Source organism: Mangrovimicrobium sediminis (assembly GCF_004745945.1).
Classification (GTDB): Bacteria; Pseudomonadota; Gammaproteobacteria; order Pseudomonadales; family Halieaceae; genus Mangrovimicrobium; species Mangrovimicrobium sediminis.
This window is the reverse complement of the sequence record NZ_SRLE01000014.1, coordinates 87,078-99,150: the sequence shown is the minus strand read 5'-3', so window position 1 is coordinate 99,150 and position 12,073 is coordinate 87,078. Positions and strand designations below refer to the sequence as shown.

General features: G+C 65.2%; 9 protein-coding genes. 5 read left to right on the top strand and 4 right to left on the bottom strand.

Translation table 11 applies throughout. The annotated features are described in order from the left end of the window. Positions 1 to 44: 44 nt before the first annotated feature. From E4634_RS18900 to E4634_RS18885, 4 genes are all read left to right on the top strand, one after another. Positions 45 to 911: a lipase family protein gene (locus tag E4634_RS18900; RefSeq protein WP_135446233.1), complete on the top strand. Its 867-nt coding sequence runs from the start codon at positions 45 to 47 to the stop codon at positions 909 to 911. 72 nt (positions 912 to 983) lie between these two features. Continuing rightward, positions 984 to 3,056: a di-heme-cytochrome C peroxidase gene (locus E4634_RS18895; protein WP_135446232.1), complete on the top strand. Its 2,073-nt coding sequence runs from the start codon at positions 984 to 986 to the stop codon at positions 3,054 to 3,056. Next, the gene (locus E4634_RS18890) at positions 3,053 to 4,267 is read left to right on the top strand and encodes a catalase family protein (protein ID WP_240725251.1); all 1,215 of its coding nucleotides are present in this window, start codon (positions 3,053 to 3,055) and stop codon (positions 4,265 to 4,267) included. The genes E4634_RS18895 and E4634_RS18890 overlap by 4 nt, the downstream gene beginning before the upstream one ends. A gap of 37 nt (positions 4,268 to 4,304) precedes the next feature. Next, entirely contained in the window at positions 4,305 to 4,634 is a 330-nt protein-coding gene (locus tag E4634_RS18885) for a hypothetical protein (protein ID WP_135446231.1), read from the top strand. 15 nt (positions 4,635 to 4,649) lie between these two features. Here the strand turns inward: E4634_RS18885 and E4634_RS18880 are convergent, their stop codons facing one another. Both E4634_RS18880 and E4634_RS18875 read right to left on the bottom strand, forming a co-directional pair. Next, positions 4,650 to 5,789, bottom strand: coding sequence for an MBL fold metallo-hydrolase (locus E4634_RS18880; protein ID WP_135446230.1), 1,140 nt, complete (start codon positions 5,787 to 5,789; stop codon positions 4,650 to 4,652). A 10-nt stretch (positions 5,790 to 5,799) separates the two neighbouring features. Continuing rightward, positions 5,800 to 6,465 (bottom strand): hypothetical protein, encoded by a 666-nt coding sequence (locus tag E4634_RS18875; RefSeq protein WP_135446229.1) that lies wholly within the window; start codon positions 6,463 to 6,465, stop codon positions 5,800 to 5,802. A gap of 258 nt (positions 6,466 to 6,723) precedes the next feature. On the opposite strand from E4634_RS18875, the gene E4634_RS18870 reads away from it, so the two are divergent. After that, the gene (locus tag E4634_RS18870) at positions 6,724 to 7,155 is read left to right on the top strand and encodes a nuclear transport factor 2 family protein (protein WP_135446228.1); all 432 of its coding nucleotides are present in this window, start codon (positions 6,724 to 6,726) and stop codon (positions 7,153 to 7,155) included. Between the two features lie 236 nt (positions 7,156 to 7,391). Here E4634_RS18870 and E4634_RS18865 read toward each other — a convergent pair whose 3' ends face one another. Beyond that, positions 7,392 to 8,369, bottom strand: coding sequence for an NAD(P)H-dependent flavin oxidoreductase (locus E4634_RS18865; RefSeq protein WP_135446227.1), 978 nt, complete (start codon positions 8,367 to 8,369; stop codon positions 7,392 to 7,394). 124 nt (positions 8,370 to 8,493) lie between these two features. Then, the gene (locus tag E4634_RS18860) at positions 8,494 to 11,994 is read right to left on the bottom strand and encodes an indolepyruvate ferredoxin oxidoreductase family protein (protein WP_135446226.1); all 3,501 of its coding nucleotides are present in this window, start codon (positions 11,992 to 11,994) and stop codon (positions 8,494 to 8,496) included. Positions 11,995 to 12,073 lie beyond the last annotated feature (79 nt).

The following is a 12,073-nucleotide window of genomic DNA, read 5'->3' as shown; positions in this document are numbered from 1 at the left end:
GGAACTCGCGCACAGCTTTGCCAGACGATCGGCCAGGGATGCAAATGATAAGAAGATGGCTTTGTTGGGCGCTGTTGCCCCTGCTGTTTGCCTGCCACGAAGAAGACCACACGATCGATGCGGTAACTATCAGCTTCGCCGAGGTGGACTGGTACGCGCAGCACGCGGACATGGCGTATAAATCGGAGGCCGAGATTCGCGCGGCCTACCCGGGCACGGTGCTGGTGGCCACCACACGCGGCAACGACGTGCAGTACTACCTCGAGGTCGAGCCGCACACCGGAACCCAGGTCATCGCCGTACGCGGCACGGCCAACCTGCCGAATATTCGCGAGGACGCCAAGTATGTGGAGTCGCGCAATCCCAGTCTTGGCATTTATGTCCACGACGGTTTTGACGCGGGCGCCTGGGAGATCTTCAACGCGCTGCAGCCGCACCTCGATAAGTCCAGGCCCGTGATTGTCACCGGGCACTCCCTGGGCGCCGCGATCGCCACCCTGCTGATGATGATGCTGCACGAGGAGGGCTACGACCTGAAGCCCTCGATCAACTTCGGACAGCCGAAAGTCACCAACCGCGCCGGGGTGCAGAAATACAGGAACCTGCCGCTGTTGCGCATCGCCGACGAGAACGACATCGTGCCGCTGCTGCCGCCCACCGACCTGGTGGATTCGGTGCACGGTGCCTATGAACACCTGGGGCCGGAGTTGATCCTGCTGCCGGGCAAATACTACGTTTACCAGACGCACCACCAGGTGGAGCGCTATGACGTGGATTCGTTCTGGGACAACCTGGGCGACGAAAGCATCGTGCAGCACTACATGAAGAACTACCTGCAAAATATTGCAGCCAAGCTGCGCGAATCGCAGGCTGTGCCGTTCGATCAACGTGAAACTTACATAAAAAAATAGCGTTCGCTTTGTGGGTCTTCATCGCCGTACAGGCGGGATACGGCCGGCGCGGCACGCGAAAGAGGGGGAAGTATGCTGAACAGGCTGCGAAGCTGGGCGGGTTCTATCGCGCGCTGGGCGGGAGGTATCCTACACGCGGCGTGGAAGCTGTGGACGAGTATCGGCCCGCGCTGGTTCCGTGTGTTGTGCGTGCTGGTTCTGGTCGCGGTTGTGGCGTGGCACGAGGCGAAGGTGTTCCTCACCCCGAACCTGACGCAGGAGACCATCTACTCGGTGCGCTATCTCAACGACGGGTGGACGCCGGAGGAGCGCCAGAGCTTTTACTACACCCCCCAGGGCACCGAACTGCTGGGCATCGACTACCAGTGGTTCCTGAATCTCGAACTGCCGCTCTCCGACGAACCCCTGGCCACCGCGGAAAACCTGCGCGGCTGGGGTTTTATCGTGGCGCCGGGACAGCGGCCGGACCAGCTCAATCCCGGCAACCTGCCGGTGGGCCTCGGCCGGCATGTCGACCCGAAGACCGGGAAGGAGCGCCTGGACATCGGCTGCGCCACCTGCCACACGGGTGAGCTGCACTACAAGGGCACCGCGCTGCGCGTGGATGGCGGCCAGGCGGTGCAGAGCATGGCCAATGCCAAGCGCGGTGAATTCATCACCACGCTGGCGGCATCCGTGTTCGAAACCCTGTACAACCCCTTCAAGTGGGACCGCTTCGCCACCCGCGTTGCCGGTGCCGACGAAGCCCGGCGCGACGAGCTGAAAAAACGCTTCGCCGGGTTCGCGGATACCATCAAGCATTTCGTCGGCGGAGCCGGCTCACCGAAGAACTACCCGGTGGAAGAGGGCAGGGGCCGGGTCGATGCGGTGGGCCGTATCGCCAACGTGGTGTTCGGCTACGACATCGACGAACCCGGCAACTATCACCCGGCGGATGCGCCGGCGAGCTACCCGTTCATCTGGGACATCTGGCGCTTCAACTGGGTGCAATACACCGGCTTCACCAACCAGGCGATGGCGCGCAACGTGGGCGAGAGCCTCGGCGTACTGGCGCCGATCAAACTGGTGGATGCCGAAGGCAAGGCGCTTAAGGGCAAGGACTTCGGCGAAACGGTGATCGACGTGGACGGACTGCACTGCGCCGAGGGCCTGCTGCGCATGCTGAAACCGCCGCAGTGGCCGGAGGACGTCCTCGGCGAGATCGATATCGCCCGCGCCACCGCTGGCAAGCAGCTGTTTGCACAGCACTGCCAGGGTTGCCACGGTCCACATGTGAAGCCGCCGCCGGAGTGGCCGGTGGCGGACCAGCAGAACCCGCAAATCGAAGGGCAGATCAGCAGTAACTGGCAGTGGGACATGGCCGGCGAGATCAGCGAGGTCGACGGAAAGCCGGTGCGCAGGGACTGGCGCGCCGACATCTGGTCGATTCCCTGGATTCCCACCGAACATATCGGCACCGACCCGAAGCTCGCCGACAACTTCATGGACAACCGTTACGACGCCAGCAAACTGGTGCCGGGTTCCAGCCCGGTCAACGCCGGCGATGGCCTGCAGTTATTGCTCAACACCCTGGTGCCGATGCTGTACGAGCGCTGGGACATCACCGGCGATGCGATTCCCAATTACGACGGACTCAACGTGCCGTTCCGCATCGCCAACAAGCGCGCCTACAAGTCGCGCCCCCTGCACGGTGTCTGGGCCACGCCACCGTTCCTGCACAACGGTTCGGTGCCAACCATCTACGACCTGCTGTCCACCCAGGAGGAGCGGCCGCGTAGCTTCTACGTGGGCAATCGCGAGTACGACCCGCAGCGGCTGGGTTATGTCACCGGCAAGTCACCCGGCAGTTTCTTTCACGATGCCAGCATCCTCGGCAACCACAACACGGGCCACCTGTTCACCGACGTCGACGCGCCGGGCCGTATCGGGCCGCGCCTCGACGAGGCACAGCGCTACGCCCTGCTCGAATACCTCAAGGTAATGGGCAACCCGGCGTTCACCGAGGCGCTCGGTGGCGACGCGCAGGACTGGGCGGCCTATAGCCAGCCACCCGCCGATGAGTGGAACGCAAAGGCCTGCAACAGTTCGCACCTGCGTCACGGGATCACCGATATGCTGCCGAAGGGCGAGGAGATGAGCCTGTGATTGCACACGCAAAACGCCTGGCGATAACGTCGCTGGTACTGTGCAGTCTCTCAGCCGGTGCCCAGGACCGCTCTGCGCAGCCTGCCAACGTGAACACCCTGGACATCGATGCCCTGGGCATGGAGATCAGCGAGCAGGAAATACTCGCCATCCGCCGCTCCATGGAGTACGGGCGGGAGATCTCGACCTGGGCCGAGAAAATCAACGGCGCACCCTACCGGCGCGACGCCCACGCCAAGGCTACCGGCTGCCTGCGCGCGACTTTCTCCGTGAATGGCGACATCCCGGCACACTACCGGCACAGCGTTTTCGCCGAACCGACGCGGGAGTACCAGGCCTGGATCCGCTTTTCCAACGGCGACATGCTGGTGCAACCGGACGGCAAAGGGGACGCCCGCGGCATGGCGATCAAGGTCATGGGGGTGGAGGGCGCGCCCATCGCGCCGGAACTGGGGATGACGGGTACCCAGGATTTCATCATGACCAACACGCCCGCATTCTTTAATCGCAATATTTTCGATTATGTCGACGACATGCAGTTTCTCGCGGAAAACAAGCGCCTGGCCTGGTTCGTCAGCCTGTGGCCGCCGCGCCTGCACCCGCGGCGCCTGTACATCGCCGCCAAAACCGTTTCGTCGAAAATTCCCACACCGCTGCAGCCTCAGTACTACTCCATGCTGCCCTACCAGCTGGGGGATACGCCGGTGAAGTTCTCGGTGCGGCACTGTCCCGGCATGGTGTTCGACAGCGACGTGGATACCTCGGCCCACGACTATCTTACCGAAGCCATGGCGCAGCAGCTCGACAATCGCGACGCCTGCTTCGATTTCATGCTGCAGGCGCAGGTGCCCGGCAGCAACATGCCGCTGGATGACGCCACGGTGGTCTGGTCGGAGCAGGCGTCACCGTTCGTGCCGGTGGCGCGCATCCATATCCCCGCGCAGTCCTTCACCAGCGAGGCGCAGCAGGCATTCTGTGAGAACCTGTCGATGAACCCCTGGCACGGCGCCGGTGAGTGGCTGCCGCTGGGCAGCCTGAGCCGGGCCCGCCGGCTGGTCTACCATGCGGTATCGCAGTTTCGCCATGCAAAGAACGATGCGCCGCTCGTCGAGCCGCGCAACTGGTGTCTTACCAGCACGGAGAGTTGCGACCTGTCCGAGGTGATTCACAGCGTGAAATGGGTGGAGCCGGCGCCGCATTCCGCGCACTGATAGCGGGCGAGCCTGCGCGCCCCCGGGAGCGAGTGTCATGCCGATTGCAAACTGTATCGTCAGTGCCTCCTGCCAGTTCGGCAGCGAGGATCTTTGCGAAAGTTGGGGCCGGGAGTCCGGTGTGGGTGCCACGGAAATGACGGTCAACGTAGTGGTGGCAGACCGGCAGTACGGCAAACCGTACCCGGTCATGGCCACCCTCTACCTGCCCACCGCGTGGTCGCCGTCCGCGCTCTCCTCACTGCAACTCGGCCTGGTACGCGCCCTTGCCAGGCACTTCGGTGTGCCGCTCGATGGCGTGCATGTCATCACCTGCCCGGTGGCATCGGGGCATGTCGTGGAGGCGGGCGCGGAACAGACCTGGTAGCTGGCGCGCAGCGCGTCAGGGCGCAGGGGTAGACCCGGGCGCCGGCGGTTGCAGGGCAAGACCCTCCGGCAGGCGCAGCCCCACGAGGTCGGGACCGACCACAATCGTGCCGGTAAACCCACCGACGCGCACCGCCGCCTTGAAATCCCCGGCATCCAGGGGCGCGCCGGGTATCGCCCAGCCCTCGTCCCCGGGCACCTCACCCAGCGAGGGCGTGAGGTGGGTCAGCAGGTAGTGTGAAATACCGGCGCGCTGCGCCATCGCGCCGAGGTCGGTCGCCGTGCTCTGGCGGTAGAAGATCGGCGCCGGCATACCGCCGCCGGCCTCGGGCCCCATCACCGGGTGGGTGGTGGAGTGGACCAGCACATCAGCACCCTGTGCCAGCAACTCCACCTGTGCGGACGTCGAATGCTCGCGCGGCGGCTTGCGGGTGTCGCTGGATGCGTCGCCGCCGATCACCACGCTGCCCGCCGGCGTATCCACGCGGTAGGACAGGTGGTTGGCGGTGTGCGTCGAGGCGATGGCGGAAACCACAACTGCACCCGAGCGCCACACCGCGGTGGGCTTGTCCGGGCGCTCGACGAGGATGGGGTTGAGCAGGGCGGCGGGCCCCTCGGCCGCCGTTTGCGGGCGCTCGGCGTGACGCTGGGCAATCTCACCCGAGGCCAGGAAGGGGGCGGCGATATGCGCGGCAAGCTTCCCGGCGCTGAGCGTATGTCCGCCGGGCGCGCGAACATCCACGGTGCTGACCATATCCAGCGGCGGGCGCTCTGAATAGTAGTGCCAGCGCAACTGCATGAGGTCGGCCAGGCCCTGGACGTGGTCGGAGTGGGTGTGTGTCAGGAACAGGGCGTCGAGGTCGCCGGCCATGATGCCCAGTTGGGCAAGGCGAATGGACGTGGCCCTGCCCGCGTCGAATTGCAGGAGCAGGTCGCGGCAGTTATTGTCGCGCCGGCCGAAGCTCACCAGCGTGCCGGGCCCTGCGAGATCACCGTAGACGTTGGGGCCGCCCTTGGTCCCGGTGAGGATCACGTCGAGGCAGGTGTCGGCCTGCTGCGCCACAGCGGAGGCGGACAGGCCCAGTGCGGCGAGGAATGCGCAAAGCTGGAATGGCTTTCGGTGCCAGGGTGTCTCGGTCCGGTGGCGCGAACTCACTGCTTCGGCTTTACCGTCGAGCGCAAGTACAGCGCTTCAACGAACCCAGCACGAGGACTGCCGAGCCGAACAGCCACAGTGCCGCCGGGATGGGGACGGGCGTGATGCTGGTCAGCGTGAGGCTGGAGTAGATCAAGCTGGCCATGCCCTCACTGTCGTTGGCGAAATCAAGGCCCTCCACCACCTGTCCGATAGTCCAGTCCTGCACAGCCAGGCCATCGAGGCTGACCGCGAACACGTCGTCGTCGCTGCCGCTGCCGACAGCGCCGGTTATCGTCCGCTCATCCGCAATGTTGTAGCCATACTGGATGTCGGCCTGGGTGATCAACCCGGGCACCGTGTTGTAGTACCCGCCGTCCTTCGCTTCGATGAGACTGCCGGAGATACCCTGTGCATAGAAATAGGACATGCTGACCGTCTCGTTCGACCAGTCTTCCAGTACGACGACGTCCCCTGTGCTGTTTGTCACCTTGCCCTTGGCACCAAAGTCGATGAGGTAGACGAACTCCACCGCACGGCCGATAAGCGTCGACATGTCCAGCGTGTCGGCGATGATACCGGCGTCATCCTCGTAGTCGGTGACGTAGCCTGAAAACGTGTAGTAGTACGGTGTGCTGTGACCGACCGCCGGCAGGGTCGCCAGCAGTGTGAGAAAAACGATCCGGAAAAATTGCATGCATGCCTCCTTGCCCCGGGCAACCTGCGACCGCCCCCCTCGGCGACCCCCAGCCTGATTGTGCCATAGGGCCGAGCGCTGGCCTATCGCGAACAAGCCGTCGCGAGAGGGGCGTTGTAACGTTTTTTGCGCTGGCGGGCCTTGTGAGCTGCTGACACGCAGGCGGCGCCGGCTCGCGTGTCAGGGAAAGGCTGTATTTTTACGCGATCCTGAACCGTTACACTACGGCCCTATCGGGTCTGGACACGGAGCGAGACAATGACCATCGATGAGCTGCTGGCACGCGAGGCAATCCGCGATCTCATGGCCACCTACAATACTGCCGGCGATAGCCTGCGCGTGGAGGAGTTCGCCTCGGTGTTCACCGAGGACGCCGAACTGCGCACGGAGCAGTTCAGCTTCCAGGGGCGCGAGGCGATTGTGAACGGCCTGTTCCGGCGCGTCTCCGATGGCCGCGGCGAGACCCGGCATCCCGGGTTTGTCCGGCACAACCTGACCACGTCGAAGATCACCCTGGACAGCGAGCAAAGCGCGCGCGGGCGCACCTACTTCCAGGTCAACACCAGCATCGGCCTGGATCACTGCGGCCTGTACATCGACGAGTTTCGCAAGGTCGACGGCCAGTGGAAGATTGCCCGCCGTGTGGTCAAGACCGAGTACATGGCCGAAGACAGCTTCTTTCGGCCTTGAGCGCGGTTTGCGAAATAACAGCTTATGAGAACACTGCTCCGGCATTGCGCCGCCTGCCGCGATGTGCACCGGCAATGACGCCTACGCGCGCGTGCTACAGATACACCTGGCGCTGGCCCTGACACAAGATCGTGAAGCACTGACGCCCCTCGTCGAAATGCCACAACTGGAGAGCCACAATAAAAAAGGCCGCGCATAAGCGCGGCCTTTTCTGGGTGAGCACTCGGCCCGTGGAATCAGCCGACACAGCCCGGCAGGCGTTGCTTGATGATCGCTTCCGCCTCGCTGACGATGCGCTTGATCAGCTCCTCGCAGCTGGGGATGTCGTGGATCAAGCCCTGGATCTGGCCGGCCCACACCAGGCCCGCGTCCACGTCGCCGGTCTCCAGCGCCACGCGGCCGTCCGCGCCTTTCACCAGGTGCGCCACGTCCTTGAACTCGGCTTCCGGGTTCTTGAGGATGTCCACCACCTGGGAGGAGCGGCTGGTCTTGGCCACGCGGCCGGTGTTGCGCAGGGAGCGGAAGATCAGGTTGGTGTCGCGCTCGTCGTTTTCCACCAGCAGCTGCTTGATGTTGTCGTGGATCGGCGCTTCCTTGGTCGCGCAGAAACGCGTGCCCATGTTGATGCCCTCAGCGCCCAGCGCCAGCGCAGCGACCAGGCCGCGGCCGTCGCCGAAGCCGCCGGAGGCGATCATCGGGATGGTGACCTTGTCCGCGGCGGCGGGGATCAGGATCAGGCCGGGGATGTCGTCTTCACCGGGGTGGCCGGCACACTCGAAGCCGTCGATGGAGATGGCGTCGACGCCCATCTTCTGCGCGGAAACTGCGTGGCGTACGGCGGTGCACTTGTGCACGACGGTAATGCCGTGGGCCTTGAAGTCCTCGACGTGTTCCTGCGGGTTGTGGCCCGCGGTCTCGACGATCTTCACGCCCATCTCGATGATTGCCTTGCGGTACTCGGCGTAGGGCGGCGGGTTCACCGAGGGCAGGATGGTCAGGTTCACGCCGAAGGGCTTGTCGGTCATGGTCCGGCAGCGCTCGATCTCCTTGCGCAGGTCGTCCGGGCTCGGCTGGGTCAGCGCGGTGAGGATGCCCAGGCCGCCGGCGTTGGAGACCGCCGCCGCCAGTTCCGCGCGGCCCACCCACATCATGCCGCCCTGCACGATGGGGTACTCGATCCCCAGAAGTTCGCTAAAACGTGTTTTCAGTGTCATAACGCTTGTCGTCTCCAGTGTTGTCGTGGTGCGGCGGTCTGGCGGGGATTGCCCGGGCACTGCGCCCTTCGCGAGGCATGCAAGTGCCGCTGACGGCCTGAAAATTGCGGGTCGTAATGTACCTTTATACTTGCCGGACTTCCAATAATTCTGCCTCGGCCGGCGCGGCCGCGGGCGACTCGAAAGCCGCCTGCAGCGCGGGCAGGTTGGCGTAATAGCGCTCGAAGGCGGCCTCTTTCACCGGGCCGTAGCCGGCGATCTCGAAGGCTGCGGCAGCCAGCGCAATCGCGGCGTCCAGGTTGTCCGCATCCAGGCGCGCTACCATGCTTTCGACCATCTCACGGTACTCGCCGATGATGCGCCGCTCCAGGCGCCGCTCGTGGAAATAACCGAACGGGTCGAGGGCGGTGCCGCGCAGGAACTTGAACTTCGCCAGGATGCCGAAGGCGCCCATCATCCACGGGCCAAACTGTCGTTTCTTCGGTCGCCCGGTGGCCGGGTCGGTGCCGGAGATGAACGGCGGCGCCACGCTGAAGTGCATCTCGAAGTCGCCGCTGAACTGCTCGCGTATGCGCCGGGTGAACTTCGGGTCGGTGTACAGGCGGGCGACCTCGTAGTAGTCCTTGTAGCTCATCAGCCGGCCCAGGCTCAGCGCCACCTGGCGCACGAATGCCTCGCCGCCGTCGAGTTGCTTCGCGGCCACCTGCTGGCGGATGCCGGCAACGAAATCCGTGTACTGCTGCGCGTAGTCCGCGTTCTGGTAATTGGTGAGCAGCTTCACACGGCTGGCCAGCACATCGTCGACGGTATCCAGTTTCACCGGCTCCGGCTGGTCGTCCAGTTCCGCGGCCAGCGCCGCCGGGTCGTGGGCGGCGAGGCGGCCCAGGGCGAAGGTGCGCAGGTTGCCTTTGACGAAGGTGCCGTTGAGGCGGATCGCCTCCTCGATGGCGGCGACCGACAGCGGCAGCAGGCCTTTTTGCGCCGCGTAGCCGAGCATCAGGATGTTGGTGCCGATGCTGTCGCCGGTGAGGTCGGTGGCCAGCTTGCTGGCGTGCAGGTCGAAGGCGGGGCCGCCGTCCAGCGCCTTGAGAATCGCCGCGCGCAGGCGCGCCTCGCCGAGGTCCAGGTATTTGTTGCTCTGGAAGTCGCCGGTGGGGGCCACGTCGGTGTTGAGGATGGCCGCGGTGACGCCGGGTTTAACGGTTTTCAGCACCGGCGTGCCGGAGCCGACGATCATGTCGCAGGCCAGCACCAGGTCGCTCATGCCTTCGGTCAGGCGCGAGGTGTAAATGCCCTCGGGACTCGGCCCGATGCGGATATGGCTGGTCACCGCGCCGCCTTTTTGCGCCATGCCGGTCATGTCGAGGATGGTCGCGCCCTTGCCGTCCAGGTGCGCGGCCATGCCCAGCAGGGCGCCGATGGTCAGCACGCCGGTGCCGCCGATACCGCCGACCAGGATGTTGTAACCCTGCGCGTCCAGCGGCGCGAGGGCCGGTTCCGGCAGGCTGGCGACCAGCGCTTCCAGGCGCTGTGGGTCGCCGGAGGCGTTCACCGCGATCTTCGCCCCGGTCACCGTGACGAAGGACGGGCAGAAGCCCTTCACGCAGCTGTAGTCCTTGTTGCAGGTGGACTGGTCGATGCGCCGCTTGCGCCCGAACTCGGTTTCCAGCGGCGTGATGCTGATGCAGTTCGACTGCACCGAGCAGTCGCCGCAGCCCTCGCAGACTTCCGGGTTGATGAAGATGCGCTTGTCCGGGTCGTCCATCAGGCCGCGCTTGCGCCGGCGGCGTTTTTCCGTGGCGCAGGTCTGCTCGTAGACGATACCGGTGACGCCCTTCATCTTGCGCAGTTCTTTCTGCAGGTTGTCCAGTTCGTCACGGTGATAGACGCTGGCGTTGGTGGGCAGGGAAATGCCGCGGTATTTCTCCGGGTGGTCGGACACCAGGTACACCGGCCGCACGCCCTCGGAGAGCAGCTGGTTGACCATGTCCACCGGGGAGATCTGCTGTTCCACCGGCTGGCCGCCGGTCATCGCCACCGCGTCGTTGTACAGCACCTTGTAGGTGATGTTGGCCTTGGCCGCCACAGACGCGCGGATCGCCAGCACGCCGGAGTGGGAGTAGGTGCCGTCGCCCATGTTCTGGAACATGTGCGGGGTGTCCACGAACTGGCTCACCGAGGTCCAGGGCGAGCCCTCGTGGCCCATGGGCATGAACTGCATGGTGTCGCGGTCCATGACCACCGCGGCGAGGCCGTGGCAGCCGATGCCGCCCATGGCGCGCGAGCCCTCGGGCAGTTTCGTGCTGGTGTTGTGCGGGCAGCCGGAGCAGAAGTAGGCCGGGCGCATGACGCCGCTGCCCAGGCTGGCCGAGTTGGTCTCGAGTTGCTCGTAGCGGGCATGGGCCGCCTCGACGTCCGCATCGACGATGCCGAGCTGGTCGAGCACGCGCTTGATCGCGTGGCGGATGCGGCCCACGGTGAGCTCGCCGACCGACGGCAGCAGCGTGGCGCCGCCCAGGTCCTGCTTGCCGGCCAGTGCCGGGCGCTCGCCGCCGTCCAGGCTGTACAGGTGGCGCGCCACCTGGTCTTCCATCACCGGGCGTTTTTCCTCGACCACCAGCACCGCGCGCGAGCCGCCGGCGAAGTTGTTGAGGCCCACCGGGTCCATCGGCCAGACCAGGCCGGGCTTGTACAAGCGGATGCCCAGGCGCTCGCAGGCGGCGGCATCCAGGCCGAGGTCGTCCAGCGCCTGGCGCACGTCGAGGTAGGCCTTGCCGGCGCTGACGATGGCCAGTTCGCGTTTATCGCCGTCGATGATCACGCGGTCGATGCCGTTGGCGCGGGCAAATGCGGTGGCCGCGGGCAGGCGGTAGTTCACCAGCCATTCTTCCTCCACCAGCGGTGGCAGGTTCTCGCGGCAGTTGAGGCCCTCCGGCGGGATGGTCACGTCGGTGGGTGTCACCAGCGGGCGGTGCGGGTCGGGCAGGGTGACACAGCCGGTGAGGTCCAGGGTGTCGGTGATAGTCTTCAGGCCCACGTAACAGCCGGAGAAGCGCGACATGGCCCAGCCGAACAGGCCGAACTCGATGATCTCGGCGATATTCGCCGGGTAGAGGATGGGCACCATGGCCGCCATCAGGGTGTGCTCGGACTGGTGTGCGCTGTCCGAGGACTTGCCGCCGTGGTCATCGCCGGCGACCACCAGGAAGCCGCCGTTGGCGGAGGCGCCCTCGAAGTTACCGAGCTTGATCGACTCGCAGGCGCGGTCCACGCCGATGCCCTTGCCGTACCACAGGCCGTAGATACCATCGAACTCGGAGTTGCCGAACCATTGCAGTTCCTGGGTACCGCGGATAGAGCTGACCGCCAGTTCCTCGTTGAGGCCCGGGCGGAATTTGATGTCGTACTGGTCGAGCAGTTTTTGTGCGCCCCACAGGGCGGAGTCGTAGACCCCCAGCGGTGAACCGCGGTAGCCGGAGATGAACCCCGCGGTTTTCAGGCCGGCGGCGCGGTCGCGCCGGGCCTGGTCCAGGGGCAGGCGCACCAGGGCCTGGTTGGAGGACATGAACACCTGCCCGCCTTCCTGCAGGTACTTGTCATCGAGTGTTACGTCAGCTTTGCTCATCGGTGCTCGCGCTGTATTTCCAGGTCTTGCCAGTGTTTGCGGCGCGTGCGGCTGTGGGCCGCAAGCGCCGTGATCGTGT